This is a genomic window from Niallia oryzisoli (assembly GCF_043641075.1).
GTDB classification, from domain to species: Bacteria; Bacillota; Bacilli; order Bacillales; family Cytobacillaceae; genus Bacillus_BD; species Bacillus_BD oryzisoli_A.
In genome coordinates this window covers 211417-237561 of record NZ_JBHZRC010000004.1, presented here as the reverse complement: position 1 = coordinate 237561, position 26145 = coordinate 211417, and the positions used below count along the sequence as shown (strand labels likewise).

Sequence of the window (26145 nt, the reverse complement as noted above, 5' to 3'; positions counted from 1 at the left end):
ATCACCTCGGGTGCTTTTTTATATTATATGGAATAATGCTTCATTAATCAACTGAATTTTGAAAATTTTTAGAAAATATTTAGTCATATCGACAAATATGTATATATTAAGAAAAAAGAATGATTATATAGTAAATAATGGAATATAAATGGTATGATGGTAATTGACTTTGATATAAAAGGAGATGAGATTTGACATGGTAAAAACCGTTATCACCGAGGAATATCAGATTAGTCGTTCAACACTTGCAATACTTCCAATTGAGTATGGAAGTAAGTTGTATTCACAGATTTATGATCTTGAAAACGATCAATTTTCTCCATTAAAGCCGCTTGACCTGATTAAGAAGGGCTGCCGTTCATTTTGTTCAAGCTATGAAGGTCGTAAAGAAGGAAGTAGACAACTAATTGGCTTCACACACAAAATCCCCGTTACAATTGATTCCACAAATATGATGTACTTTTTTCCAACAGCTTCTCCTTTAAGTAAGCGCTGTGCCTGGGTTTCTCACGCTCATGTACTACATTATGAAAAAGTTGATTCAATAAATACACTTGTATATTTTAGAAATAAAAAAACAGCCATAATCCCTGTCTCATCCTATACATTTGAAAATCAAATGCTGAGAACGGCCTTATTACGTACTAATCTGATGCAAACGAAAAAAAATGGCGGCCATGATCGAAACACGATCTCCAGATCTCGCTATATATTCAGGGCATCTGAAAATAGTCTTGATTACAGATCAAACAAAGAAGAGTAAAAGGTAGAATGAAACAGAAGTATGTGAAATATATAACATACTTCTGTTTTTCTATTTTTAGCTGTTTTATTGGATTGTTTTTTCTGTTTTTGGAGAAATATATCTTTTAAATAGATAGAAGCTTAGCATTTCTTGAACCTTGTTTCGAATACGGGGATTAAAATAATTATGCTGTTCTTCAAAGCCTTGATACATGAATAGAAAACCAGTAAAAGCATTATCGTGGCTGACCTGCATGACTTTTAGTTTTTGTTGTAGCATATATTGCTTAATTTCTTTCAATTCATATTGAATGACCTTCATGGTTTCTTCGATTAACTCTGTGTAAGGCTGTTTTAATTTAAAGGGACTTGTGTTTACTATTGCAAGGTCGCGATTAAGAATGGTTAGTACCATAGGTAAATAAATTGCCTGCTCCATAATATTTCGGTCGTACTCCGGGATTCTGGTCATAGCCCCAAAACCTCCTTTAAATAAATAGGAACATTTGTTCCTATTTAATCATAAAGGAAATGATTACTTATTTCAAGTTATTTTGCACTAATGCAATGCACCTGCAAAGAAGAAATAAATCTAGTAATGTATAGGTCTCCAAGTTATTTTTAATGTAAAATGAAAATAGTAGATTATTAACTTATATAAGCATAAACTGGAAGATGATTACAGTTATATACTGTTATCATTTTAGGAAGGGTTAATGGATATGAGATATGAAAAAAAACAGCATGAAAAGAAGCTTCAGAAGAAACGAAAAAGAAAGAGATTGCTTAAAACAACTGTTTTAGTCTTATTTTTGCTAATGGCTGTTACCTTTGGATTTGCCTATTTTCAATATAAACAAGGCATAAACAAAGCGGGGGAAGAGTCAACGATTGATCAGGAAGTATACGAATTTAATGGTGTAAAGGACCAATATGGCGGTACAAACATTCTTTTGATAGGAAGTGATTCAAGAGGTGAAGAAAGTGCCCGCTCAGATACAATCATGATTGCACAGTACCATCCGAAAAAGCACAGCTATAAATTGATTTCCATTATGCGGGATACCTATGTAGATATTCCAAACCATGGGAAAAACAAAATTAATGCTGCCTTTGCCCTCGGAGGACCGGAATTATTGAGACAGACCATAAAAGAGAACTTTGATGTTGATATAAAATATTATGCCATTGTTGATTTTGATGGATTTATTCACTTAATTGATGAAGCTTTTCCAACGGGGGTCGAAATCGAGGTGGAAAAAGCCATGTCAGCTTATGTAGATGTACCATTAGAGCCAGGTCTGCAGCGTCTTGATGGGGCGCATCTCCTTTCATATGTTCGGTTTAGACATGATGCGATGGGGGATTTCGACCGTGTTAAACGACAGCAAAAGGCATTGAAAGAGGTATCTTCCCAATTTGCTTCTTTCCAAACCCTATCAAAGCTGCCAAAATTAGTTGGTGTTATGAAACCTTATGTGAATACAAATATGGATACTTCAGATATTATATTTATAGGAAAAGATTATATCTCAAAGGATAATCGTGATATTGATACATTTCGGATTCCAGTTGATGGAACCTTTAATCCAGAAAGAATCAGTGGGATAGGGGAAGTGCTCCGGCTGGACATTGAAGATAATGCAGACGCAATCGGAGATTTTTTAGCAAAATAGGAGTTATTCTTTTCCATTTTTTTAGACCAGGTGTAAAATGAGATAAAGGGCTATTTCATTCGTTTTTAAGTTAGTAATATAACCCATAGAATATTATCTGTTATTATGAGAACAAATGAAATTCGAGAAAATAGGTGGGTACATCAAATTGAAGAATCTGTGTTGTTCTGAACCGGGAGTTACTATTAATGGATTTTAATGTATTAAAAGAATGGTTTACATTTGAAAATATTATGGCATTGATTCATGAATATCGATCATTTGGTCCGCTGCCAGGTATATTACTTCCAATGCTTGAAGCCTTCTTGCCTTTCTTACCGTTATTTCTGTTTGTCATGGCCAATGCAAATGCATTCGGGCTATGGTTTGGATTTTTATTTTCATGGGTTGGAGCCTGTACAGGTGCATTTCTTGTCTTTTTACTGGTTAGAAAGTTTGGTCAAAAAAGAATCCTGCAGTTTTTAAAACGTCATCCACAGGTTCAAAGGCTGATGCTGTGGGTAGAACGTCATGGATTTGGCCCGTTATTCATCCTTCTTTGTTTTCCATTTACTCCTTCGGCGATTGTTAATATTGTTGCAGGGCTTTCCAAAATCAGTACATATCAGTATATGTTAGCGGTTATGTCTGGGAAACTCGTGATGATTTTTATCATAAGCTTCGTTGGGCATGATATAAAATCGCTTATGACACAGCCAATTAGGACTGCTATAGTGGGCCTTGTTATTTTTATTCTTTGGTATGTTGGGAAGATAATCGAAGTAAAAATAAATAAGAGTATGGATAAAGAGCATAGCAGACAAAATGGATAAACGTCTCGAGTGTATTTTAACTTTATTCAGCAAAAATCTCCCACTTCTAAAAGTGGGGGTAAATGAAAAAAATATTCTAATTTAGAGGGGGTAAACCCTGGCTGAATAAAGTTAAGCCTCCGGCGAGCCTTGCGATTTTTTACGGAAATTTATCGAGCAAGCTCGATAAAAATCCGGGCGCAAATTCGGCGGGCGAATTTGATAGTGGAGGAATCAGTCATATGAGGGAGGAAATCAAAAAGGAAAGCATTGAATGGATTAAAGCACTCGCGATTGGCATTGTGATTTTTGCATTTATACGAATGTTCTTTTTCTCGAATTATGTGGTTGAAGGCGAATCAATGATGCCAACACTCCAGGATGGGAATAAGCTTGTTGTTAATAAGATCGGTTATCAGTTTGGTGAGTTGCACAGGTTTGATGTAATTGTTTTTCATGCGAATGAGAGTGAGGATTATGTAAAACGAGTAATTGGGTTGCCTGGTGACGAAGTAGAGTATCGTGATGATCAACTATTCATTAACGGAAAAAAATATGAAGAACCCTATTTAGAAAAATATCGTAAACAAACATTTGGCGGAAGACTGACCGGTAATTTTTCTCTTTTTGAGTTGACGGGCCAAAAGAACGTCCCAAAGGATATGATATTTGTGTTAGGGGATAATCGTCTTGGGAGCCGGGACAGCCGTGAATTTGGTTTTGTTTCCGTTGAGCAAGTTGTAGGAAAGGTAAACCTTAGATACTGGCCAATGGATGAGGTAGCTGTCTCATTTTAATTATTGATAGGAAAAGATTCGTGATAAAACAGCGAGTCTTTTTTTATTGCCTTAATATGATAAGATATTTAATAGACTGTACCTAGAGAGGGTGAGAAAGGATGTCAGTACGTTTACTAATTGGTCGATCGGGCAGTGGGAAAACCACAGCGTGTCTCGATGAAATACGAGCGAAATTAGCAGCTGATCCTGAGGGGGATCCGCTTATTTATTTAGTGCCGGACCAAATGACTTTTTTATCTGAATACCAATTAATTAATACACCTGGGCTTGGTGGAATGATACGTGCACAGGTTTTCTCTTTTACGCGTCTCGCATGGAGAATTCTTCAAGAGACAGGTGGCATCAGCCGCTATCACTTAAGCACTACAGGCATTAATATGCTGATTCAAAAAATAATTGAAGAGAAAAAGGAAGAGCTGCATCTATTCGGACGTGCTGCTGATAAAACAGGCTTTATCAGTCAAATGGAGCAAATGCTTGTAGAATTTAAGCGTTACTGTGTGCAGCCGGAGGAATTGGCAGAGAAGAGCCAGCAGTCTGAGCATACATTAAAGGATAAGCTCCATGACCTGCAGCTTATTTATGAAGGCTTTGAGGCAGGCTTATCAAATAAATACGTTGATACAGAAGATTATTTTCGGCTGCTGTCTGAAAAGATCGGTCAATCCGACTATTTAAAGACTGCCGAAATCTATATAGATGGTTTTTATAGCTTTACACCGCAGGAATATATGATTATTGAGCAGTTAATGAAGCATTGTAAGCAAGTCACGATTACGTTAACACTCGATCGCTCTTTCCATAGTCAGGCACCAGATGAATTACATTTGTTCCGTCTTTCAGGGGAGAACTGCCGGACATTATATGAGATTGCTTCTGTAAACGGAGTATCTGTTGAAGAAGTCATGTTAAATGAGCCGAAAAGATGGAAGGATGCAGCTTTGCAGCATCTTGAAACCCATTTCGATTCTAGACCTGCTTTCGCATATCCTCATTCGCCATCTATTCATATTGCTCAAGCGGTTAATCGGCGAACTGAGATTGAAGGGATAGCCCGAAATATTAAGCGCCTTATATCGGAAAAGAATTACCGCTATCGTGATATCGCTCTTTTCATGAGAAATGGACAAGATTACCATGAAATGATTGAAACGATTTTCCGTGATTATGAGATTCCTTATTTTATTGATCAGAAAAGGACCATGCTGCATCATCCATTAGTGGAGCTGATACGGTCGGTTCTTGAGATTATTGATGGAAATTGGCGCTATGAACCTGTTTTTCGTGCCATTAAAACCGAACTGTTGTTTCCACACGGACAAAACAGCAATAAGCTTCGTGAGCAAATGGATAACCTTGAAAACTATGTATTAGCATACGGAATCAAAGGAGATAAATGGACGAGGCGGGAGCGCTGGATTTATCGTCGAATTCGGGGATTAGAGTATGAAAATATTGCACAAACCGATAGGGAGAAGCGAAAGGAGCAGGAATTAAACGAGCTTCGACTTATGGTCACAGCACCTGTTTTACGATTGTCACGAAGGTTGAAAAGAGGGGAAACAGGGAGGAATCTCGCAGAAGCTCTTTATTTATTCCTTGAAGAATTAGATATTCCCGCAAAATTGGAGAATTGGAAATTTGCTGAAGAAGAAAAAGGAAACCTTGTTAAGGCACGCGAGCATGATCAGGCCTGGAATGCAATTATGGATATACTGGATCAATTTGTCGAGATACTTGGTGATGAAGAATTATCTCTAAAGTCCTTTTCAAAAATCCTGGATGCAGGGCTTGAAGCATTGCGATTCTCTCTTGTTCCGCCGGCAATCGATCAAGTACTGGCAGGAGATTTGGAAAAATCACGACTGTCAGATGTAAAGGTAGCCTTTATTATTGGATTAAATGAAGGGGTCCTGCCGGCGAAATTTACCGAGGATGGAATACTTGCTGACGAAGATCGGGAGAAATTGCTTACAAATGGGTTGAAAATAGCTCCTTCAAGCAAGACAAGATTATTAGATGAGGAGTTTCTCGCCTATAAGGCTTTCGTGACTCCATCTGAAAGCTTGTTTATTAGTTATCCGTTAGCAAATGAAGAAGGCAAAGCATTAATCCCATCTCTTTATATAAAAAGAATTCAGGATTTATTCCCAGAGCATAAAGAGCTACTCTATATGGCAGATCCATCTGAACTGGCTGATGAAGAACAGCTTAATTACATTTCACACAGGAATAGAAGCTTGTCTTATTTGACAGCACAGCTTCAGCTTAAAAAACGGAATTATCCTTTAGCTGATTTTTGGTGGGATGTTTATAACTGGTATGTAACAGGCCGTGATAAAGAAAGTGCCGTCCTTGTTCTTTCCAGTTTAGACTATAAAAACCCTGTCAAACCGCTTTCCGAGCAGGTTGCAGAGGAGTTATACGGAGATGTGATTCAAGCAAGTGTATCCAGGATGGAGCTGTTCCAAAGCTGTCCATTTTCGCATTTTGTACAGCATGGTTTGCGCCTACGAGACAGGCAGGTTTTCCGTCTGGAAGCACCAGATATTGGCGATTTGTTCCATTCAGCTTTAAAATATATTGCTGAAACCGTTATGACAAATAATCTAACGTGGGCAGATTTAACTAAGGAACAATCGGAAAAATTAGCAAAAGCAGCGGTGGAAGCGTTGGCGCCAAGGCTCCAAAATGAAATTCTATTGAGCTCAAACCGTCACGCCTATATCAAAAGGAAGCTTGAGCAAATCATTACAAGAGCTTCGGTAATTTTAAGTGAACATGCAAAGGTGAGCGGTTTTGCACCTGTCGGCTTAGAGCTTGGCTTTGGTCCCAAAAGTGAGCTTCCGCCGCTTTCCTTTGAACTGCGTAACGGGACAAAGATGCAGCTAGTGGGCAGGATAGACCGTGTTGATAAGGCAGTGGACGAAAACGGTGTATATTTACGGATCCTGGATTATAAATCAAGCTCAAAGGAGTTAAATTTAGGAGAAGTATACTACGGTATGGCACTTCAGATGCTGACCTATCTAGATATTATTATGAGCCATTCAAAATCCTTAGTTGGATCAGAGGCCGTTCCCGCTGGGGTTCTTTATTTTCATGTTCATAATCCGATGATTAATGCTAAGCAAATTTTAACGCTTGAAGATATTGAAGAACAAATCTTTAAAAAGTTTAAAATGAACGGACTCGTACTTGGTGATGAAAGGGCGATCAGGTTAATGGATTTAAGCCTTGATTCAGGTTCATCCGATGTTGTCCCTGCTGAAATAAAAAAGGATGGCACATTAGCGAAGCGTTCAAAGACTGCGAGCAGACAAGAATTTGATGATATGCGCAAATATGTCCGTAATATGTATGTGAAAACAGGCAATAGCATTACGGAAGGGAATGTTCATATCTCTCCATATAAAATGAAGGATAAAACACCATGTACTTTTTGCTCGTATAAATCAGTATGTCAATTTGATGAATCGATGGAAGATAATCACTACCGCATGCTTGTACCTCGTTCAAAAGAAGAGGCTCTTGAGCTAATGCGAAAGGAGGTAGCAGAGAATGGGAATAGACAAGATACCACCGAAGCCTGAAAGTGCAACATGGACCGATGACCAGTGGAAGGCCATTATGGCGAGTGGACAGGACATTTTGGTTGCCGCTGCTGCCGGATCCGGTAAAACAGCTGTATTAGTTGAAAGGATGATCAAGAAAGTACTGTCAAAAGAAGCGCCGATTAACGTTGATGAGCTTCTTGTCGTTACGTTTACTAATGCTTCAGCAGCTGAAATGCGTCACCGGATTAGTGAAGCATTAGAAAAAGCAATCAATGAGGATCCAGCATCCAATCATTTACGAAAACAGTTAAGCTTGTTAAACCGGGCGTCCATATCAACCATTCATTCCTTTTGTCTTGAGGTCATTCGAAAATATTACTACATGATTGATGTTGATCCAGGATTTAGGATTGCCGATGAAACCGAAGGGCAGTTATTACGTGATGAAGTTCTCGATGAGTTATTTGAAGAGGAATATGGCAAAGCGGAAAATGAAGATTTTTTCCGGCTTGTCGACAGCTTTACAAATGATCGCAGTGATACAGCGTTAATGGATATTATCCGGGACCTCTATGACTTTGCCCGTGCAAACCCTGATCCTGACAAGTATTTGCACAAGATCGTCCAAATGTATGAGGTTGATACCGATGGATCAATAGATGAACTGCCATTTATGGAATCCTGTATGTTTGATATAAAGCTGCAGCTTGAAGGGGTTAAAGGCATGCTTGAAAAAGGGCTTGCATTAACAAAGGTGCCAGGTGGACCTGGGCCTAGAGCAGAGAACTTTTTAGATGATTTGACTATTGTTGATACGATGCTGACTGCCTGTCAGGAGTCTTGGAGCATGCTACACCAGGTAATGCAAAGCTGGTCTTTCTCTCGTGCGAAAGTCTGCCGCGGAGATGAATTTAATAAAGAGCTGATTGACCGTGCGCAAAAACTCCGCGAAGCTGCTAAGAAAAAGCTGCAAGATTTGCAGAAGGAGTTTTTCTCGCGAAAACCGGAAAGCTTCCTGCAGGATATGAAGGATATGAAGCCTATAATCGAAACGTTGACAAGACTAGTAAAAGGCTTCTCTGAGCGTTTCAGTGCAGTAAAGAGGGAGAAAGGGCTAGTGGATTTTGCAGATTTAGAGCATTACTGCCTTGATATACTGCTTGATTCAGCAGCGAAAAAGGAAGGAATTTTAATTCCTTCTGAAGCAGCCAGCCACTATCGTGACCACTTTAAAGAAGTACTAGTGGATGAGTATCAGGATGTGAACCTAGTACAGGAATCCATTATCCAGCTTGTCACAGAGGAAAATGAGAAAACAGGAAATCTCTTTATGGTAGGCGACGTGAAACAATCTATTTACCGTTTTCGACTAGCAGAACCAAATCTTTTTCTAGGCAAATATAATCGTTTCACTGATGATGGAAATGACACTGGATTAAAAATTGATTTGGCAAAGAATTTCCGGAGCCGTCATGAAGTATTGGCTGGAACCAATTATTTATTTAAACAAATAATGGGTGTTAACGTTGGTGAAATCGAATATAACAAAGCGGCTGAGCTTGTAAAGGGTGCTTCGTACCCTGAGGATGTTTCATATCCAGTTGAATTACTGCTTATTGACCTTGAAAAAGAGGGAAATGATTCTGAAGATGACAGTAGTGAAGAGAATGAAGCGGTGCTTGATGAGATAGAACTGGCACAATCACAGCTTGAAGCGAGGGTCATGGCAAAGAAAATAAAAACGATGATTGCTGAAAAAACCCCAGTTTTTAACCCGAAAACAAATAGCAGTCGAAATGTCATGTATAAGGATATCGTGATTTTGCTCCGCTCAATGACGTGGGCCCCACAGATTATGGAGGAATGTAAACAGCAGGGGATTCCTGTCTATGCGAATCTTTCAACAGGCTATTTTCAAGCAACGGAAATTACGATTATGATGTCATTACTAAAGGTGATTGATAACCCGTATCAGGATATCCCGTTAGCTGCGGTCCTTCGATCACCGATTGTAGGTCTTCATGAAGAGGAATTAGCCAAGATCCGCATTCATGAAAAAAATGGGACCTTTTATGATGCTTTATCCTCCTTTTGCCGAAGTAAACAAACCGGTGATAATGAGAGGCTTTATGACAAAGTTAAACCATTTCTCCTGCTGCTAGATGGCTGGAGGTCAATGGCACGCCAGGGTTCTCTGTCCTCACTAATTTGGCAGCTGTACCGTGACACACATTTTTATGATTTTGCCGGTGGTCTGCCCGGCGGCAAACAAAGACAAGCAAATTTACGTGCATTGTATGATCGTGCCCGTCAATATGAAGCCACTTCCTTTAGAGGCTTATTCCGTTTCCTACGTTTTATTGAAAGGATGCAGGAACGGGGGGATGATCTTGGTGCAGCACGGGCCCTTGGTGAACAAGAGGATGTTGTGCGTATCATGACCATTCACAGCAGTAAGGGTCTTGAGTTCCCAGTTGTATTCGTAGCCGGACTAGGAAGGCAGTTTAACATGATGGATCTAAAAAAATCCTATTTACTTGATAAAGAATTTGGTTTTGCTTCCAGGTATGTAAATGTAGATAAACGGATTACTTATCCATCACTGCCGCAGTTAGCCTTCAAACGTAAGAAAAAGCTGGAAACGCTGGCGGAGGAAATGCGTGTTCTATATGTGGCATTAACTAGGGCGAAAGAAAGACTATTTTTAATCTCGTCAGTGAAAAGTTTGCAAAAGAAGCTTTCTAAATGGGAGCAGTCACTTGAACACCCTGATTGGCTGTTAAAGGATTATGAGCGAGCTTCTGCAGTCAGCTATCTTGACTGGGTCGGTCCTTCACTCATTAGACATCGTGACTGTCAGCTGCAGATGGAAGAAGGAGCCAAACTATCTGGACTGGTCCCTGAGGAACTGATTGAACACCCATCCTGTTGGAGGATTGCTGTTATCAATGCAGATGAAGCCGCAGTAGTAGATGAGGATGAACCTGCTGATGATTCTATCTGGCTTGAGAAAATTTTGCAAGGCGAAGTGATAAGTAGGGAATCACCTTTTAAAGAGGAGATTGAAGCAAGGCTATCATGGCAATATCCATATAGAAGTGCGTCATCCCATCGTTCAAAGCAATCGGTCTCAGAAATAAAAAGACAGAAGGATTCAGCAGATGAGTCAAGCGGTACAGAGCTATTACGCAAATTTAAAAAGCCATTAATGAACAGACCTCGCTTTATGCAGGAAAAAGCACTATCACCGGCCGAAATCGGAACGGCCATGCATATGGTGATGCAGCATATTGATTTTACCAAGCCTGTTGAACAGGAAACGATTATAAAGCTTATCGAGGATATGGTCAGAAAGGAACTTTTAACAGCAGAACAAAAGTCTGTGATCGATCCTGATTTAATCTGTTCGTTTTTTGAGTCTCCGTTAGGAAAACGCATGACCACTGCACCAACTCTCAAGCGCGAGGTTCCCTTCAGTTTGTCTCTTCCGGCTGTGGAAGCATATGAGGATTGGACTGAAGAGGACGAACCAGTGCTTGTACAAGGAATCATTGACTGTTTGTTTGAGGATGAGGATGGACTCGTTCTGGTGGATTATAAAACAGATAGTATAACAGAAAGGTATAAAGGCGGTTTTGAAGAAGCAAGACCTATTCTTGAAAAACGATATCGTGTCCAAATGGATCTATACACAAAAGCCGTGGAGCAAATTTATAAGCGTCCGATTAAGGAACGATATTTATTCTTCTTTGATGGAGCCCATATCTTAAAATTAGAACGATAAAAAAAACCGGCAGGGCGATTTAATGCCTGCCGGTTTTTCATAAGCTTAATTATTTCCTACATTTGGCTGATCAATTAGATCTGTATCAAAATGGTTTGTTGCACTAATGCCATTATTGGCCATAATAAATCCACCTGTGTTTCCTCCGCCGGAACCGGAAGTCGATTTAGAGTTGTTTTTGGGTGCTATATTTAATGCATCTCCAAATTGAACATTTCCTCCGCCAACATTTAATATTTGAACCGGACCAACAATTGCTGGCATCCTTTCCACCTCCTATGCTTATTCAACATTGTTTTCACTGTTCCCGTTCGTGTGTTCCAATTGTCTGATATGCAGGGTTCTTGATTCCCCTTGAAATTGGCAGGAACTTCCGATGTGCAAAACAGCTGCGGAGGTTACCCCGCTTATATCAATGGAGCCAACTTGAATGAGAGGATGTAACGAAGTTGAACCAATAGTTATCGGCTCAACTATTGGTTCGATTGGAAGTTGAAAAGAAAAAATGGGAAATGAATTAAAATTACCTTCATTTGAATAAAATAATTCTTTTTGTCTTTGAACGGCAATGGCACGTGTAAAAGCAGTAATAGATGTTGAATCACCTATTTGAATCACTGAGGACAGTGCGGATGAGTCCACTTTAAGTGAATCTACTTTTGATGTTCGGTACATAGGTAATTATCCTCCTGGAGTTAAAGGTACGAACGGTCCGATAATCAATGATTCGGCAGGAGTATCAAACAGTGAAGTAAGCTGAATGGAGTTTGCATCACCAACCATTAATAGGGACGAACTCGATACGCCTATGATTCGAATACTGCCAACACAGAGCTCACGGTTGACTACTTCAAAATTCATTCTGATTTGGTCCTTTCATATTTTCTGGTAAATGTTGAAGGAATGTTAAAACACCATGATGAATTTCCTTCTTCATTTGTTCGAAAATCCATTCTTTATGCTGATCTTGTGTGCTTCCATTTTGAATAGGCTGGTTTAAATAATATTCAATTCTTGATGGAAGCTGCTTTTTAATATCTTGAAGAATAAAGTCACGATACGTGTCATCTACTCGAAATTGTAGCTGCTCTCCTGTATTTTTCATAATCATCTGAAGGTTTTCATCTAAATATCGGTGAACTGAGTTTTCAATTTCAGTAAACATAGACATTCTTTCTTTGGGATTAGGTACCCCATTTTGACTTGGTACAGAAAAATCCTCAATACCCTGTAAATCAGATGGATTTAACCCAATATTTAATGTACCTTCTAGTGTTTCTACTTTTAATTGGTCAAATTTATATTCCATTTTTTCAACGCGAATAGGAGGACGGTCATTTAATTCTGTGACTTTTTTCTCTAACATCTCTATCTTTTTTTGTAATTTTCGTATTGTTTTGTCCTGTGCATATACATATGCTTGAATAGATTGAATGGCCTGATACAAATTTTGACTCATTTTTCCCACCTCACAATACTACTAAATCTACAAATTAAGAAAGCAGAGGAAATTTTTGACCATTACTAACGATTAAGCGGTTGGCGATGTCAGCGGTACTGCAGGTGTTTCTAAAAGTTCTCCTGGTCTAGGAGCCTGAGGCGCTGGTCCTGTAAATCCTCCCGTATTATAAAGATTTGAGACTGGCTTAATAATTCCTGCACTGCCAATTTGAAGTACAGAGGAGTTTGTAATCCCTTCAATTTTCAAAAAGTGAATGCATATCGACTGTTGAACATAGAAATTCATGGAATTCACCACTTTATTCACTATAATAAGCTGTGATCTGTTTGAGCAAAAAGATTTTATTTTCTTTGTCTATACATTGAAGAAGTTACCTTGATCCGTAACGTCTGAATCAATAGTATTTGTTGCACTTTGATGGTTTTGAACATAGAGACCATCACCTGTATTAAAGGAACCTGCACCAGCAAATGTCTTTGCATTGGAAAGGGTTGATATTCTATAGACATCACCAATATGGAAAACGGCTCCTGATCCAACAGCTATGACTTGAACAACGCCTACGATGGCTGGCATTCTGTAACACCCTCTATATATATAATTGGACTGGAATAAAGAAATGTGTACTCTTTGCCCAGCTTTTTTTACATTGTATGTGATTGGTGATGAAAGGTGCGTTTATCGCCCATGTTTTTTCCTTACAATGAAAGGTGAAGTGTAAAGCAATTGTCTATAAATATCATATTAATAGGTTTTTCCATTTCTATATGGTATGATAGGTTCGAATTTTGATGGAGGAGGATTATTAGTATGACACATGCACATATTACAACATGGTTAATAGCATTAATTTTATTTTTTGTAGCAATAGGTCTACATAAAGCAGGGAAACAGCGCGGTTTTAAGATTGTACAAATGATTTTACGATTGTTCTATTTATTGATTATTGTTACAGGAGTGATGATGCTCTTCAGTATGTCTGCAATTAGTACGATGCATTGGATTAAGGCCATACTTGGAATTGTTGTGATTGGCTTGTTTGAAATGCTACTCGGGTCTACTACGAAAGGAAAATCGACTGGAACGGCTTGGGTAATATTCGTGATTGCATTTATAGTCGTGGTTTATTTAGGATTATCGCTGCCATTAGGATTTTATATTTTCTAAGACTAACTTAAAAAAACTGCCGGTTAGGGCAGTTTTTTTGTTGATTTTGGTTTATTCAACCGATTTTTTCAATAACCATTCGTTTGCCTGTGCTTAATGTAAATTCGAAGCGGTCACTCGTTTTTTCAAAGTAGGTAAAATGATGATGAACACTACAAATTGAATCCCCATTATCAAAAACGATAAAATTCACGCCGCTTTTTTGTTTACTTTCATTAAGAAAGGTCAATTGGTTATAGCAATAAATACAATCATAAATGGAGAAATCCATCGTATTTAAGCTCGTAATAAATTGATAAAAAGCATCATCATTGACTTCCTCTAGAAGGCGCTCTAAGGAAAATACCAAATTTTTTCGTATTCGAATGATATCCTGATCCTTTAAATGGATTGTTTCTTTGCCTCTTTGAACTTTGCCTTCTTTACATAGAATCCCCTTACGCCACCGGTTTAAACGGAATACCTCCATTTCTTCGTGAAGCCAGACATCTAGTAGGGTCGCTTCTTCTGTTTCTTCATCAAAAAAGACCCATTGGTCGTTTATACATTCAATTGTTCCTTCTGTGAAGGCTCGCTGTTGGTATTCGATCAGTTTTGTACGCTGTTGTTTATTCATGGTTTATAAGACCTCCGTATAAAAACCTCCGTATATAATCCCATTTATCATGGGAGAATTTCATTTTCTTTCTCTATTAGTAGACATATTTACCTTGTTTTAAACCCAAATTTTGTTTTTCGGGACAAATAACCAAATGAATGCTTATGCATAGAGTAGATAAAGGGAACATGGCTTTAGCTTCATTCAGAAGAAGTTTTCCGATTCATTGGGGGTTTAAACCTCCGGCGGATGTCGCGGATTTTTTAAGGGTAATTTATCGAGCAAGCTCGGTAAAAATCCAGACACAAATTCGACAGCGAATTTGATCGTTTCCGTAAAGAAAGGGTGAGCATAATGTGCGGGATAACAGGATGGGTTGACTATAAGAGAAATTTGCATAATAGTACTGCATCCATTAGTAAGATGACGGAAACTTTGGCGAAAAGGGGACCGGATGATACTAATTTATGGATTGATCAACATGTTGGATTCGGACATAAGCGATTAGTCGTTGTAGATCCAGAGCGCGGTAAACAGCCGATGGTGAAAGTAAAAGATAATTATCAATACACGATTTGTTATAATGGCGAGCTGTACAACACAGAGGATATCCGAAAAGAACTGCTACTAAAAGGATATTCTTTCAATGGTCATTCTGATACAGAAGTTCTGTTAGCTGCCTATATAGAATGGAAAGAAAAATGCGTAGAGTATTTAAATGGGATATTTGCCTTTGCAATTTGGGATAAAGAGCGGGATTTATTATTTATTGGTCGTGATAGGCTGGGCGTAAAACCACTGTTTTATTATGAAACTGCAACAGGGTTTATTTTTGGATCAGAGTTAAAAGCTGTATTGGCACATGAGGATGTACAGCCAGCGCTCGACTCGGAGGGTTTAGCAGAAGTATTTGGATTGGGGCCTTCCCGTTCACCTGGAGCAGGTGTTTTTAAAGGTATAAAGGAGTTAAGACCGGCCCATGCTTTAACATTTTCACGAAATGGATTAAAGACCTGGCGTTATTGGAATGTGAAAAGTGAAGAGCATAAGGATTCATTTGCTGAAACGGTTGAAAAAATCCGTTATTTATTCACAGATGCCGTTACAAGGCAATTAGTATCAGATGTACCTTTATGTACATTTCTTTCCGGTGGTCTTGATTCAAGTGCTATTACAGCTATTGCTGCAAAAGCATATCAGAAGGAAGGTAAGGGGCAGCTTCATACGTATTCCATTGATTACGAAGGCAATGATCAATTCTTCAAAGCAAATGAGTTCCAGCCTAATTCAGATGGTGCATTTATAAAAAAAATAACGGATACCTTTAACACGGTACACCACAGCTGTGTGATATCCCAGGAAAAACTAGCTGAGTATTTACATGAAGCGGTACATGTGCGTGATTTACCAGGCATGGCCGATATTGATTCATCATTGCTTTGGTTCTGCCGTGAAATCAAAAAGGATTTTGTCGTTAGTCTCTCGGGGGAGTGTGCAGATGAGATTTTTGGAGGATATCCATGGTTCCATCGGTTAGATGACTTAAGTCGGTCAGGTTTTCCTTGGATGCGGTCAATCAACGAAAGGCATGGATTATTAAAGACGGATTGGCAAAGGAAGTTAAAGCTTCAGGAATATTCACTTGAAAAATATAAGGAAATGGCTGCTGAAACACCGCTGCTTGATGGAGAAAGTATGGAGGAAGCTAGAAGAAGGGAATTGTTCTACATCAATATGCTTTCTTTTATGACAACATTACTTGATCGAAAAGATAGGATGAGTATGGGAGCAAGTCTTGAGGTCCGCGTCCCATTTGCTGACCATCGTTTAGTAGAATATATGTGGAATGTACCGTGGGACATGAAAATGACTGGGAATCGGGAAAAGGGAATTTTACGTAAAGCATTAGAAGGCCTGCTTCCGGATGAAGTATTATACCGAAAGAAAAGTCCTTATCCAAAGACACATCATCCTGCATACCGGAAAATCGTAAAAGGCATGCTGGAAGGTATTTTGCAAAACAAGAATACCGTATTATACGAGTTCTTTGATGAGACGAAACTGAAGGAGATTGTTGAGTCAGAAGGGGCATCCTTTAAAGAGCCGTGGTTTGGCCAACTGATGACAGGTCCTCAGCTGTTAGCACATCTTGTTCAAATACATCATTGGTTTAATGATTATAATATCAAGATTATTGACTAAGTAAATTTTTTTACGAAGTGTCTGGTATACAAAATACAATGTTTACCAGACACGCTAATATTTCATTCATGATACACTATCCTGAAATTGTAGGATTGCTGCATCAAAAGGTTTGATAACCGCAATTAATTCCTCTGACTCCATCATATATTCTTGATTTTTTAACAAATCGGTTATTTTTTGTCCTTTTAACGAAAAAGGCAGTGTGAACTTTAATTCCTCTGATGATGGATTAAGTATAACTAAGCACTTACGGCGATTGCTCGTTTTTACATAAGCTATTCCATTTTCAACTGAGAGAAAGCGGAATGTACCGTTATTCGCTAACAAAGGCTCCGTTTTTCTAAGCTGAATCAGCTGTATTATATGGGTATATAAATCACGGTTTTGCTGCTTTTCATCCCATATCATACAGCGGCGGCAACCGGGATCCATTCCTCCTGTTAAGCCAACTTCATCTCCGTAGTAAATACAGGGCGTACCAATAAATGTAAGGAGGAATGTATAAATTAGCTTTGCCTTTTCAATGTTTCCGTCACATTCGGTTAGTATTCTTGGTGTATCGTGACTTCCGACAAGGTTGAATAGGGCTTCGTTCACTGTGTCAGGATACTGCATTATAACTGTTGTCATTTGTTCTCTAAATTCATTAGCAGAAAGCATTCCCTTTGCAAAAAAGTGAACGGTTTTTGTTAAAAATGGATAATTCATAATTGAATCAAATTGATCACCTCTAAGCCAAGCAATACTGTCATGCCAAATTTCACCAAGAATATAGAGATCTGGTTTGATGGATTTAACTGCCTGTCGAAATTCACGCCAAAATGCATGATCGATTTCATTGGCTACATCAAGCCGCCAGCCGTCAATATCAAACTCTTTAACCCAGTAGCGCCCTACATCAAGCAGGTAGTTTTTTGTCTCTTCATTTTGGGTATTTAGCTTCGGCATTGTTTCAACAAAGGAAAAAGTGGCATAGTTCGGTCTCGCACCGCCTTTTAAAGGAAACTGGCTTGTATGGAACCAATTTTTATAAGGAGACTTTTCCCCGTTCTGCCATACATCCTGAAAAGGTGGAAAATAAAAACCGCTGTGATTGAATACAGCATCAAGCATAACACGAATTCCTTTCTCATGGCATGTATCAACGAGTAGTTTAAAGGTTTGTTTATCACCGAATTGCGGATCAATTTCGAAATAGTCAATCGTGTCATACTTATGATTGGAGTGCGCTTTAAAGATAGGAGTTAAATAAATTCCGTTTATTCCTAAATCCTTTAGGTAATCGAGCTTTTGAATAATACCTAAAAAGTCACCGCCAAAAAAATTTGCAGCAGATGGTTCCTCACTCCCCCATGGTTTTGTTTCTGTTGGATTCAGACTATTGTCTCCATTTGCAAAGCGTTCGGGGAATATCTGGTACCAAATCGTGTTACGAACCCAATCAGGTGAACGGAACACCTCATTCGTATGTAAATAAGGGAAACAGAAATATTGGTTAGGATCCTGTGGTGGCTCAGTGAAATAGCCTTTTTCAGTATAGATAATGCTTTCAGTGTCTCCATGTACAAGGAATCCATAACGTAATCGCTGGTAGGGAGGTGAAACCTCAGCCTGCCAGTAATCAAATAAGGCATCTGTTCCGATACGAGCTAATGGGGTGGTCCTTGTAACCCATCTATTATCTTTCCATTCATACTGATCTCCATATATCAGCTCAATGGCAGCTACATTCCCTTTCTTCGTTTGAATTCTTAAATGCAGCAGGTCTTTATGGAAAGGATAGGCAAATTGATCGGTTGGACGGTGAAAAATAGAAGCTCGTTCAATCATCGAAATACCCTCCCTTCATCATGATATTTTTAATAGGTTTCCCGTTATGAACTAAAATTTACGCTATCATTCGGTTTATTATGATATAGATTAGGGTGAATAGTTGAAATTTTTCAAAATAATATTGTTTTTCGTTGACGGTCGTACAGCCTAAAGGATAATCTTAATAGAGCAAGGAAAAAGCTTTTTTATGATAGTTAAGGGGGAGAATGTAAGATGAAAAAATGGGTTTCGATGCTCATGATCATCTCATTATTTTTTTTATACGTCCTGCCGGCAGATGCTGTTGAAAAAGATAATCGTAAATGGCAGGATGAAAGCGTTTATTTAATCATGATTGACCGCTTTAATAATGGAGATCAGAGCAATGATGAGGATGTTGAGATAAATAATCCAAACAGTTACCATGGCGGTGATTTTCAAGGTGTGATTGACCAATTAGATTACATAAAGGATATGGGATTTACTGCTGTATCGCTTACACCTGTCTTTGATAATACAGCCGGAGGATATCATGGATATTGGGTCAACGACTTTCACAAAACAGACGAGCATTTTGGTTCGATTGATCTATTCAAGAAACTGGTAAAGGAAGCGCATAAGCGGGATATGAAAGTCATTCTTGAATTTGAAGTGAACCATGTAGGTCCTAATCATGCTTGGTTAAAGGACGGAGAGAAAAAGGATTGGTTCAAATCAGACCAAGATCAACAAAAAGAACTGCCGTTATTAAATCAGGATAATGAAGAGGTCAAAAACTATATAATTGATGCCGCAAAATGGTGGATTGAAGAAACGAATGTTGATGGTTATCAGCTGCAGTTAACAGAAGATTCATCTGCTGATTTTTTGAATAGGTTTATAAAAGAAGTGAAAGCAGTGAAAGAGGACTTCTATTTGCTTGGAGAAGCGAAAGATGCAGATGAAGAGCAGCTGGTATCATTTATGGAGAACGGCGGGGATGGAATTACAGACTATCAATTGGCCTCTGAATTAAGAGAGGTATTTTCTCAGCCGAATCAGTCGTTCTCACCTCTTTTTGCCAGGTATGCACAAAATGAAACAATGTATCCAGAAGCAGATTTAATTGGAACATTTATGGATAATCAATTTACTGAACGCTTTACAAGCAATACTGTCGAGAAAAATGAACATCCGGGTCCACGCTGGAAGCAGGCATTAACGTTCCTCTATACAACACCAGGTATTCCATTCGTCTATTATGGAAGTGAAATTGCATTGAATGGCGGGGATGAGCCCGATAACCGTAAGCAAATGAATTTCCGTACCGATCTAGAAATTGTCGATTATATTAAACAGATAGGAAATCTGCGCTCAGATCTGCCTTCATTAACTAGAGGAACATTGGATGTATTATACGAGAAGGATGGGATGACTGTATACAAACGTGATTATAATGAAGAGACGACTGTCATCGCTGTTAACAATACAACAAAAACACAAACCGTTACTCTTACCGCTGAGGAGCTTGCAGCTGACAAGGAATTAAGGGGTATGTTAAACAATGATTTAGTCAAAAGTGATGACAATCAATATCGTATCACGATTGACCGTGACGAGTCTGAAATATATCTCTTACGAGATAAATCAGGTATCAATTATTCCTATTTTGTTGCACTTGGGGCCGTGTTGGTGGCATTTTTCATTTTCCTTGGCCTTGTCATAAAAAGATCCCGTAAACAGTCAATATAAAAAAAGCGAAGTCAATGACTTCGCTTTTTTTAGTGTTTGTCTCTTATCCGTTAACGATCGTGCCACCGTTGATATGAATAATCTGCCCGCTGACATAGGAGGAATCATGACTGGCAAGATAAACATAGCCAGGGGCGAGTTCAAAAGGCTGACCGGCTCGGCCTAGCGGCGTATCGCTTCCAAACACTTCTACTTGATCCTCTGGGAAGGTGGAGGGGATTAACGGTGTCCAGATAGGACCTGGAGCGATTCCATTTACACGTATTCCCTGAGGTGCAAGTGATTGTGCTAAAGATCTTGTAAAGCTTACGACTGCTCCTTTTGCTGCAGAATAATCAAGCAGCTGTTTATTCCCTTTATAGGCTGTAATAGACGCAGTATTGATAATAGAGCTTCCTTTTTTTAGATGGGGCAAAGCAGCTTTTGTCAGGAAAAAGAATGAGTAAATATTGGTTTTAAATGTCCTTTCTAATTGCTGCGCACTGATATCCTGCAGACCTTTCTGTGGATGTTGTTCTGCAGCATTATTGACAAGAATATCAATTTTTCCAAATTGATTAATGGTTTTCTTTATCACTTCCTGGCAGAAGGATTCTTCACCCACATCCCCGGCTAGCAAGAGGCATGTTTTATTTTCAGCTTCAATAAGCGTTTTTGTTTCTTCTGCATCTTGAGTCTCGTCTAAATAAACGATGACAACATCAGCACCTTCTTTAGCAAAGTAAATCGCAACAGATTTTCCAATTCCGCTGTCGCCACCAGTAATAATTGCAACTTTATTGGATAATTTGCCTGATCCTTTATATTCAGGATCAATTGAAATGGGCTTTGGGTTCATTTCAGCTTCTATTCCTGGCTGCCTATTTTGATGCTGTGGAGGAAATACTTTCTTTTTTTGATTCATAAATTTGACCTCCTAGATCGTGATATCTATTCATTTACTATTAAGTTAGTATGATAGAAAACAGTGGAGAATATTTATTGAACCATATAAAAAAAGAGGACGGTAGGACCATCCTCTTTGACTTATCGATAATTGACAAATTGTACATCAATAGTTAAATCTGCCTCTTTGACCGCTTGAATAATTTTTTGCAGGTCATCACGGCTTTTTGCCGTCACACGGATTTGGTCATCCTGAATCTGGCTTTTGACCTTAAGCCCGCTGTTTTTAATGATGGTATTAATTTTCTTTGCATTTTCTTTATCAATACCCTGAACTAGCTTTGCACGTTGTCTAACTGTACCCCCGCTTGCTTTTTCAATTTTGCCGTAATCAAGATTTTTAACGGGAACACCACGTTTGAATAATTTACTGAAAAGAACATCCTTAACCTGGTCTAATTTGTATTCATCATCTGAAATAAGTACCAGCTCTTCTTTATCTAGAGAAATATCACTTTTGCTTCCTTTAAAGTCGTAACGTGTTTGGATTTCTTTCATCGCTATTTGAATAGCGTTTTGTACCTCTGCGAAATCTACATCCGACACAATATCAAATGAACTATCTTTAGCCATAAGTACCTCCCATAAAAACAGTATTTCGTACCAACAGAATATCTTATTAAATATATCTGTTACGGAAAGAAGTTTCCCTTTACATTTTAATTATAGTAAAATATATCAGTTGATACAACTTTAGGAAAATAGCTCGTGAAATCAATTTTTTTATATAGGAGGAAAAATCTCTTGTCAATAAATGAAAGCATTGGTCAGGTTATACAATTAGAGGTAGCAAGAAAAACAGAGTTCGGTTACTTTTTGACAGATGGAACAGAGGATGTTCTTTTACATAAAAACGAAACCCAGCAGGAATTGGAACTGGAAGCAACCATTGAGGTCTTTTTATATACAGACTCCCAAGGGAGGATTGCAGCAACAACGTCCATACCGAAAATTACGGTTGGAACATATGATTGGGCAGAAGTGAGTGATGTAAAATCAGGGCTTGGTGTTTTCTTAAATATCGGGATACAGAAGGATATGCTCCTCGGGGAAGAGGATTTGCCTGTTCATAGAAGTGTCTGGCCGCAGACTGGTGATTTACTTTATATTACTTTAAGGGTGAATCGAAACAACCGCATTTATGTGAAGCTGGCTACGGATCCAATCATCGAGGAAAACTCGATTAAAGCCACAAGGGAAGATTACAATAAAAGTATTCATGGTTATATATACAGGACGGCTAAGGTAGGAAGCTGGATTTTTACAGCAGAAGGCTATAAAGGCTTTATTCATGAATCACAACGTAAAGTAGAGCCGCGTCTCGGTGAAAAAGTTGAAGGAAGAGTCATTGATGTCAAGGAAGACGGTACGATTAATGTATCACTATTGCCCAGAAAGGAAGAAGCACTTGATGTAGATTCCGAAAAAATCCTTTCTGTTTTAGCCGAACGAAATGGTGCAATGCCTTATTGGGATAAAAGTATGCCGGAAGAAATCCAAAACAAATTCCAATTAAGTAAAGCGGCATTTAAACGAGCATTGGGACGATTAATGAAGGAAGGAAAAATTTATCAAGAGGAAGGCTGGACATATATAAAGAGAGATGAGTAGGGCGGAATATAACCGCCCTTTATTTGATGCTGTCTAGCTCCAGGCGCCATCGGCTCTTTGGTCTACAGCCAATCCGACAAGAAGGTTAATAAACAACCTTCATGCCGGCTCGTCTTATGCTTGTCGCCGATGAAAGGGCGCCTTCCGCGTTTCTATAAATGATCCGTTTTCTTTGAGTATTGATTTTTACCTGCTTTACGGTTTTTCTCACGCATCATATTTTTTTCATGGCGAAGGGCATTGTTGTCCTTTGCTTTTTTGTCATTATCAGAAGTATGCGGCATTATAAAAAACTCCTTTCCATCATTAGCTTCAACATTAGTCTTGGCTATGACGAAAAGGAGTATGTGAGAGATTTATTTCCAAACCTTTTATTCTTCAGGCAGTTTGTTTAAGAAAAAAATGGCAATCGTACCAAATCCGGTATGAGAACCAATAACTGCACCGATATCTGTGATAATGACCTCTTTTGCATGTAGCTCTTCTTCAATTAATTTTTTCATTTCCAATGCTGTATCCATAGCATCCGCTTGACTGATTCCGATTGTCTGCTGTTCAAAGCTTGCTCCACGCTCAGCCATTACTTCAATAATGCGGCGTAAAAGTTTCTTTTGCCCGCGAATTTTTTCTATTGGAACAAGCTTTCCGTCTTCAACATTTAATAGCGGTTTAATATTTAACAGGCCGCCTAAAAAGGCTGATGCTTTTGAAACACGGCCGCCTTTTGCTAAATAATCTAGATCATTGACTGTAAATAAATGCTCCATATGTGTGGCTAGGAACTCAGCTCTTTGAACAATTTCGTCATAAGAAGCATTGTCGTTAGCTAAACTTGCTGCCTCCATTACAACCAATCCTTGACCAAGGGAAGCACATTTTGTATCAATAATCTTTAACTTAAAGTCAGGATATGTTTCTTTGACTTGATCTCGAATCATAACCGCTGTTTGGTATGTACCTGATAACTGTGAGGAAAAAGCAATATAAATACCCTCCTCGTTATTTTTAGCCATTTCTGTAAATGTTTCTTCAAATAGAAGCGGAGAAACCTGAGATGTTTTTGGAACTTGACCATTCCGAATGGCATTATAAATGGTTTGAGGTTCAATGGTTAGTAAGTCTTCATACTCTTGGTCATGCAAATGAACCTTTAACGGAAATAATGTAACATGGTTGTCTTTATAAAAATGTAGGGGTAAGTCACTCGCGCTGTCAGCTAAAATTTTAACCGGCATTGGAATCACCTGCTTTCCATTAAATTACTAATATGCCTTATTAAACATTTATTCTGTAAACAGTATTTCGTTACTAAGTGTACCATTTAATGAATTTCTATAAAAGTACAATTAAATGAGAGAAAAAACAAAATAAGCGTGAAAAGATAAATTTGGGCATAATAGCCATAATACGTTTCTTACACGTATCCGAGTAAATGTTACAGGAGGTTGGCTTTATGAATAAAGTCATTTTACTTTTTTTCTTATTGTTTTTTCATGCAGGAGATGCAGCTGTTGAAATAGGGGGGCCGTTTCGCCATTCTGCTTCCGCTGAGGGTAATAGTGAAAATCATAAATTTAAGGATATTGTCATCACTGAGAAAGATGGACAGTATACGATAACGGGCAGCTGTATGGTGAACAAAGGAGTCTTTTATTATAGTGTGGAGGACGGTCACCGTATCTTGATACCGGAGACAAAAGTAAGAGTTAATAATCTGTACTGGACATCCTTTAAACTAGCAATTAGTGTTCCAAACAAACCTGTACCAGAGAATGGCGCCTTAATCTTGAATTTATATGAGAAAAATAGATCAAAAGAGATCTGTGATCAAGTCCCTGTTGTTCTCGAAAAAAATAAAGATTAAACAAAGCTGACAATTTTGTCAGCTTTGTTTAATCGAAGCGTACATATTAATGTAGCGCATCTAACTCTTTTTGTAGTTCTTGGAGCTGCTCTTTTTCAGCCATGCTTGTATTGGCATAAGCAGAAGATAGAGCATTTTTAGCCTTTTCGATTGCCACTGTCTGTTCTTCCGGGCTGGAATTTTTCGCTAAATTAACAAATTTACGCGCATCTTGGAACAGTCTGTTAGCCATCGTCTAAAGTCCTCCTCCAAGTGAAGATTCTTTCACATTAGCCATTTTGTACGCCTCAGCCTCAGCATACGTCATGTGATAAGGGATACGTTCAGCGTGTTTAGATACAGAGTCTACACCGTGCTGTACAAAACGTTTAGATTTGTTACGTTTACCCATGCGAATCCCCTCCAAAAAAGAGTTTGAAGCTCATAAAAGCCTCATTCATAGTATGTTCAATTCCTGAGAGGATTATTAATGTAACATCGGAAAGTAATCGCTTTTAAATCACTTTTAGATTCAATAAATCATTTAAGTAGTGGCCAACCCCATCCTCTTCGTTTGTTAAAGTAACTTCATTTGCCACCGTTTTGAGTTCAGCAATCGCATTTCCCATTGCTACCCCATAGCCTGCATAATCAAGCATCTCTAAATCGTTGTCCTCATCACCGAAAGCAATAATTCGTTCCGGCGGGATATGATAATATTCCGAAGCTCGTTTCAAGCCTATCGCTTTATGCAGGCCGTTTTTAATAATTTCTATGACTGGAAACGGTGCACCCCAGCTGCGATGCTCGATTACCTCTGCGTGCACTTCATTTAACCGCTGGCGGATCAGCTTAACCTGATCTTCCGTTGAATGAATTAACATGCTTGTCGGTGATGTAGTTAGAAATTTGCGTAAATCACCTGTAGTAATAGTGGGATTACCAAAACTGAATAATTCAAGTAGCTTCTCATCATGATAATGAAAGTAGATATCATCAATGACTTCAGCAATAATATTGTAAAAATCATAGGAAATGCATGTCTCCACAATATCCTTTGCAACAGACATATCAAGCGGGGTATGGTAAATACCCCAATTAGAATCCTTCGGATGGTGAATAAAGGCACCATTGAAATTAACAATCGGGGAATCTAATTCAAGCTCTTGATAGTACATTTCGGATGAACGAAACGGTCTTCCCGTTGCAATCATAACAACATGTCCCTCTTCACGTGCCTTCTTTATTACCTGCTTTGTTTTATGAGAAATGGTTTTATCATCTTTTAATAAAGTCCCGTCTAAATCAAGCGCTATTAGATGTTTGTCAGCCATTCTATTTCCCCTTCCTTATGTTCAAAATAGTATGTAATCACCCTTTTAGATAGTGTAATCCTTTTTGAAAAAAAAAGTCCACATG

27 protein-coding genes are annotated in these 26145 nt (G+C 38.5%); 11 read left to right on the top strand and 16 right to left on the bottom strand.

The annotated features are described in order from the left end of the window. Nucleotides 1-196 precede the first annotated feature (196 nt). Nucleotides 197-763 (top strand): competence protein ComK, encoded by a 567-nt coding sequence (locus ACHUFV_RS15065; protein ID WP_394235519.1) that lies wholly within the window; start codon nt 197-199, stop codon nt 761-763. A 66-nt stretch (nt 764-829) separates the two neighbouring features. Here ACHUFV_RS15065 and ACHUFV_RS15060 read toward each other — a convergent pair whose 3' ends face one another. Then, nucleotides 830-1216, bottom strand: a complete 387-nt coding sequence (locus ACHUFV_RS15060; protein ID WP_394235517.1) for a hypothetical protein — start codon at nt 1214-1216, stop codon at nt 830-832. A 250-nt stretch (nt 1217-1466) separates the two neighbouring features. On the opposite strand from ACHUFV_RS15060, the gene ACHUFV_RS15055 reads away from it, so the two are divergent. The 5 genes from ACHUFV_RS15055 to addA all read left to right on the top strand — a co-directional run bounded on the left by ACHUFV_RS15055 (nt 1467) and on the right by addA (nt 11352). Next, nucleotides 1467-2420: an LCP family protein gene (locus ACHUFV_RS15055; protein ID WP_394235515.1), complete on the top strand. Its 954-nt coding sequence runs from the start codon at nt 1467-1469 to the stop codon at nt 2418-2420. A 188-nt stretch (nt 2421-2608) separates the two neighbouring features. Beyond that, complete coding sequence (locus ACHUFV_RS15050; protein WP_394235513.1) at nt 2609-3232, top strand: TVP38/TMEM64 family protein; 624 nt, start codon at nt 2609-2611, stop codon at nt 3230-3232. Nucleotides 3233-3453: 221 nt separating this feature from the next. Continuing rightward, nucleotides 3454-4008 carry a signal peptidase I gene (gene lepB / locus ACHUFV_RS15045; protein ID WP_394235511.1) on the top strand — a complete coding sequence of 185 codons (555 nt, stop codon included), beginning with the start codon at nt 3454-3456 and terminating at the stop codon, nt 4006-4008. Nucleotides 4009-4109: 101 nt separating this feature from the next. Next, the gene (gene addB / locus ACHUFV_RS15040; RefSeq protein WP_394235510.1) at nt 4110-7604 is read left to right on the top strand and encodes a helicase-exonuclease AddAB subunit AddB; all 3495 of its coding nucleotides are present in this window, start codon (nt 4110-4112) and stop codon (nt 7602-7604) included. Beyond that, on the top strand, nt 7573-11352 hold the full coding sequence (gene addA, locus ACHUFV_RS15035; protein ID WP_394235509.1) for a helicase-exonuclease AddAB subunit AddA: 3780 nt from the start codon (nt 7573-7575) through the stop codon (nt 11350-11352). The genes addB and addA overlap by 32 nt, the downstream gene beginning before the upstream one ends. Before the next feature lie 45 nt (nt 11353-11397). On the opposite strand, the gene ACHUFV_RS15030 is transcribed toward addA, so the two are convergent. From ACHUFV_RS15030 to ACHUFV_RS15005, 6 genes are all read right to left on the bottom strand, one after another. After that, nucleotides 11398-11616 carry a spore germination protein gene (locus ACHUFV_RS15030; protein ID WP_394235507.1) on the bottom strand — a complete coding sequence of 73 codons (219 nt, stop codon included), beginning with the start codon at nt 11614-11616 and terminating at the stop codon, nt 11398-11400. An 18-nt stretch (nt 11617-11634) separates the two neighbouring features. Then, nucleotides 11635-12027 (bottom strand): spore germination protein GerPE, encoded by a 393-nt coding sequence (locus tag ACHUFV_RS15025; RefSeq protein WP_394235505.1) that lies wholly within the window; start codon nt 12025-12027, stop codon nt 11635-11637. 6 nt (nt 12028-12033) lie between these two features. Next, nucleotides 12034-12213, bottom strand: coding sequence for a spore gernimation protein GerPD (locus ACHUFV_RS15020; protein WP_394235503.1), 180 nt, complete (start codon nt 12211-12213; stop codon nt 12034-12036). Next, complete coding sequence (gerPC, locus tag ACHUFV_RS15015; RefSeq protein WP_394235501.1) at nt 12203-12811, bottom strand: spore germination protein GerPC; 609 nt, start codon at nt 12809-12811, stop codon at nt 12203-12205. Before gerPC ends, ACHUFV_RS15020 begins: the two co-directional genes overlap by 11 nt. Before the next feature lie 72 nt (nt 12812-12883). Next, nucleotides 12884-13099 carry a spore germination protein GerPB gene (locus tag ACHUFV_RS15010; RefSeq protein ID WP_394235499.1) on the bottom strand — a complete coding sequence of 72 codons (216 nt, stop codon included), beginning with the start codon at nt 13097-13099 and terminating at the stop codon, nt 12884-12886. Between the two features lie 69 nt (nt 13100-13168). Beyond that, nucleotides 13169-13390 (bottom strand): spore germination protein, encoded by a 222-nt coding sequence (locus ACHUFV_RS15005; protein WP_394235497.1) that lies wholly within the window; start codon nt 13388-13390, stop codon nt 13169-13171. Nucleotides 13391-13624: 234 nt separating this feature from the next. On the opposite strand from ACHUFV_RS15005, the gene ACHUFV_RS15000 reads away from it, so the two are divergent. Next, entirely contained in the window at nt 13625-13981 is a 357-nt protein-coding gene (locus tag ACHUFV_RS15000; RefSeq protein ID WP_394235495.1) for a YisL family protein, read from the top strand. Nucleotides 13982-14036: 55 nt separating this feature from the next. On the opposite strand, the gene ACHUFV_RS14995 is transcribed toward ACHUFV_RS15000, so the two are convergent. Continuing rightward, the gene (locus ACHUFV_RS14995; protein WP_394235493.1) at nt 14037-14597 is read right to left on the bottom strand and encodes a DUF2777 domain-containing protein; all 561 of its coding nucleotides are present in this window, start codon (nt 14595-14597) and stop codon (nt 14037-14039) included. A gap of 336 nt (nt 14598-14933) precedes the next feature. Here ACHUFV_RS14995 and asnB point away from each other — a divergent pair, with 336 nt between their 5' ends. Continuing rightward, nucleotides 14934-16781 (top strand): asparagine synthase (glutamine-hydrolyzing), encoded by a 1848-nt coding sequence (asnB, locus tag ACHUFV_RS14990; RefSeq protein WP_394235491.1) that lies wholly within the window; start codon nt 14934-14936, stop codon nt 16779-16781. A 66-nt stretch (nt 16782-16847) separates the two neighbouring features. On the opposite strand, the gene ACHUFV_RS14985 is transcribed toward asnB, so the two are convergent. Continuing rightward, nucleotides 16848-18611 carry an alpha-glycosidase gene (locus ACHUFV_RS14985; RefSeq protein WP_394235684.1) on the bottom strand — a complete coding sequence of 588 codons (1764 nt, stop codon included), beginning with the start codon at nt 18609-18611 and terminating at the stop codon, nt 16848-16850. Nucleotides 18612-18830: 219 nt separating this feature from the next. Between ACHUFV_RS14985 and ACHUFV_RS14980 the strand changes: the two genes are divergently transcribed. Then, nucleotides 18831-20327 carry an alpha-amylase family glycosyl hydrolase gene (locus ACHUFV_RS14980; RefSeq protein ID WP_394235489.1) on the top strand — a complete coding sequence of 499 codons (1497 nt, stop codon included), beginning with the start codon at nt 18831-18833 and terminating at the stop codon, nt 20325-20327. A 43-nt stretch (nt 20328-20370) separates the two neighbouring features. Here the strand turns inward: ACHUFV_RS14980 and ACHUFV_RS14975 are convergent, their stop codons facing one another. Together ACHUFV_RS14975 and ACHUFV_RS14970 are read right to left on the bottom strand one after the other, a co-directional pair. Further along, complete coding sequence (locus tag ACHUFV_RS14975; RefSeq protein WP_394235487.1) at nt 20371-21231, bottom strand: SDR family oxidoreductase; 861 nt, start codon at nt 21229-21231, stop codon at nt 20371-20373. Nucleotides 21232-21353: 122 nt separating this feature from the next. After that, nucleotides 21354-21845: a YajQ family cyclic di-GMP-binding protein gene (locus ACHUFV_RS14970; RefSeq protein WP_394235485.1), complete on the bottom strand. Its 492-nt coding sequence runs from the start codon at nt 21843-21845 to the stop codon at nt 21354-21356. A 177-nt stretch (nt 21846-22022) separates the two neighbouring features. Here ACHUFV_RS14970 and ACHUFV_RS14965 point away from each other — a divergent pair, with 177 nt between their 5' ends. Further along, the gene (locus ACHUFV_RS14965) at nt 22023-22883 is read left to right on the top strand and encodes a CvfB family protein (RefSeq protein WP_394235682.1); all 861 of its coding nucleotides are present in this window, start codon (nt 22023-22025) and stop codon (nt 22881-22883) included. A gap of 152 nt (nt 22884-23035) precedes the next feature. Here ACHUFV_RS14965 and ACHUFV_RS14960 read toward each other — a convergent pair whose 3' ends face one another. Then, nucleotides 23036-23167 carry a DUF3941 domain-containing protein gene (locus ACHUFV_RS14960; protein ID WP_071976845.1) on the bottom strand — a complete coding sequence of 44 codons (132 nt, stop codon included), beginning with the start codon at nt 23165-23167 and terminating at the stop codon, nt 23036-23038. Between the two features lie 87 nt (nt 23168-23254). Continuing rightward, entirely contained in the window at nt 23255-24118 is an 864-nt protein-coding gene (locus tag ACHUFV_RS14955) for a DegV family protein (RefSeq protein ID WP_394235483.1), read from the bottom strand. A gap of 218 nt (nt 24119-24336) precedes the next feature. Here ACHUFV_RS14955 and ACHUFV_RS14950 point away from each other — a divergent pair, with 218 nt between their 5' ends. Beyond that, entirely contained in the window at nt 24337-24747 is a 411-nt protein-coding gene (locus ACHUFV_RS14950) for a hypothetical protein (protein ID WP_394235481.1), read from the top strand. A 46-nt stretch (nt 24748-24793) separates the two neighbouring features. Here ACHUFV_RS14950 and ACHUFV_RS14945 read toward each other — a convergent pair whose 3' ends face one another. The 3 genes from ACHUFV_RS14945 to ACHUFV_RS14935 all read right to left on the bottom strand — a co-directional run bounded on the left by ACHUFV_RS14945 (nt 24794) and on the right by ACHUFV_RS14935 (nt 26060). Continuing rightward, the gene (locus ACHUFV_RS14945) at nt 24794-24979 is read right to left on the bottom strand and encodes a DUF3813 domain-containing protein (RefSeq protein WP_394235479.1); all 186 of its coding nucleotides are present in this window, start codon (nt 24977-24979) and stop codon (nt 24794-24796) included. 3 nt (nt 24980-24982) lie between these two features. Continuing rightward, nucleotides 24983-25138 (bottom strand): hypothetical protein, encoded by a 156-nt coding sequence (locus ACHUFV_RS14940; RefSeq protein ID WP_394235477.1) that lies wholly within the window; start codon nt 25136-25138, stop codon nt 24983-24985. A 103-nt stretch (nt 25139-25241) separates the two neighbouring features. Then, on the bottom strand, nt 25242-26060 hold the full coding sequence (locus tag ACHUFV_RS14935) for a Cof-type HAD-IIB family hydrolase (RefSeq protein ID WP_394235473.1): 819 nt from the start codon (nt 26058-26060) through the stop codon (nt 25242-25244). Between the last annotated feature and the right edge of the window lie 85 nt (nt 26061-26145).

What these genes read in the sequence shown, in the direction of transcription:
- ACHUFV_RS15065 (WP_394235519.1), top strand. Translation starts at nt 197, where the DNA reads ATGGTAAAAACCGTTATCACCGAGGAATATCAGATTAGTCGTTCAACA.
- ACHUFV_RS15060 (WP_394235517.1), bottom strand. Translation starts at nt 1,216, where the DNA reads ATGACCAGAATCCCGGAGTACGACCGAAATATTATGGAGCAGGCAATT.
- ACHUFV_RS15055 (WP_394235515.1), top strand. Translation starts at nt 1,467, where the DNA reads ATGAGATATGAAAAAAAACAGCATGAAAAGAAGCTTCAGAAGAAACGA.
- ACHUFV_RS15050 (WP_394235513.1), top strand. Translation starts at nt 2,609, where the DNA reads ATGGATTTTAATGTATTAAAAGAATGGTTTACATTTGAAAATATTATG.
- lepB (WP_394235511.1), top strand. Translation starts at nt 3,454, where the DNA reads ATGAGGGAGGAAATCAAAAAGGAAAGCATTGAATGGATTAAAGCACTC.
- addB (WP_394235510.1), top strand. Translation starts at nt 4,110, where the DNA reads ATGTCAGTACGTTTACTAATTGGTCGATCGGGCAGTGGGAAAACCACA.
- addA (WP_394235509.1), top strand. Translation starts at nt 7,573, where the DNA reads ATGGGAATAGACAAGATACCACCGAAGCCTGAAAGTGCAACATGGACC.
- ACHUFV_RS15030 (WP_394235507.1), bottom strand. Translation starts at nt 11,616, where the DNA reads ATGCCAGCAATTGTTGGTCCGGTTCAAATATTAAATGTTGGCGGAGGA.
- ACHUFV_RS15025 (WP_394235505.1), bottom strand. Translation starts at nt 12,027, where the DNA reads ATGTACCGAACATCAAAAGTAGATTCACTTAAAGTGGACTCATCCGCA.
- ACHUFV_RS15020 (WP_394235503.1), bottom strand. Translation starts at nt 12,213, where the DNA reads ATGAATTTTGAAGTAGTCAACCGTGAGCTCTGTGTTGGCAGTATTCGA.
- gerPC (WP_394235501.1), bottom strand. Translation starts at nt 12,811, where the DNA reads ATGAGTCAAAATTTGTATCAGGCCATTCAATCTATTCAAGCATATGTA.
- ACHUFV_RS15010 (WP_394235499.1), bottom strand. Translation starts at nt 13,099, where the DNA reads ATGAATTTCTATGTTCAACAGTCGATATGCATTCACTTTTTGAAAATT.
- ACHUFV_RS15005 (WP_394235497.1), bottom strand. Translation starts at nt 13,390, where the DNA reads ATGCCAGCCATCGTAGGCGTTGTTCAAGTCATAGCTGTTGGATCAGGA.
- ACHUFV_RS15000 (WP_394235495.1), top strand. Translation starts at nt 13,625, where the DNA reads ATGACACATGCACATATTACAACATGGTTAATAGCATTAATTTTATTT.
- ACHUFV_RS14995 (WP_394235493.1), bottom strand. Translation starts at nt 14,597, where the DNA reads ATGAATAAACAACAGCGTACAAAACTGATCGAATACCAACAGCGAGCC.
- asnB (WP_394235491.1), top strand. Translation starts at nt 14,934, where the DNA reads ATGTGCGGGATAACAGGATGGGTTGACTATAAGAGAAATTTGCATAAT.
- ACHUFV_RS14980 (WP_394235489.1), top strand. Translation starts at nt 18,831, where the DNA reads ATGAAAAAATGGGTTTCGATGCTCATGATCATCTCATTATTTTTTTTA.
- ACHUFV_RS14975 (WP_394235487.1), bottom strand. Translation starts at nt 21,231, where the DNA reads ATGAATCAAAAAAAGAAAGTATTTCCTCCACAGCATCAAAATAGGCAG.
- ACHUFV_RS14970 (WP_394235485.1), bottom strand. Translation starts at nt 21,845, where the DNA reads ATGGCTAAAGATAGTTCATTTGATATTGTGTCGGATGTAGATTTCGCA.
- ACHUFV_RS14960 (WP_071976845.1), bottom strand. Translation starts at nt 23,167, where the DNA reads ATGCCGCATACTTCTGATAATGACAAAAAAGCAAAGGACAACAATGCC.
- ACHUFV_RS14955 (WP_394235483.1), bottom strand. Translation starts at nt 24,118, where the DNA reads ATGCCGGTTAAAATTTTAGCTGACAGCGCGAGTGACTTACCCCTACAT.
- ACHUFV_RS14950 (WP_394235481.1), top strand. Translation starts at nt 24,337, where the DNA reads ATGAATAAAGTCATTTTACTTTTTTTCTTATTGTTTTTTCATGCAGGA.
- ACHUFV_RS14945 (WP_394235479.1), bottom strand. Translation starts at nt 24,979, where the DNA reads ATGGCTAACAGACTGTTCCAAGATGCGCGTAAATTTGTTAATTTAGCG.
- ACHUFV_RS14940 (WP_394235477.1), bottom strand. Translation starts at nt 25,138, where the DNA reads ATGGGTAAACGTAACAAATCTAAACGTTTTGTACAGCACGGTGTAGAC.
- ACHUFV_RS14935 (WP_394235473.1), bottom strand. Translation starts at nt 26,060, where the DNA reads ATGGCTGACAAACATCTAATAGCGCTTGATTTAGACGGGACTTTATTA.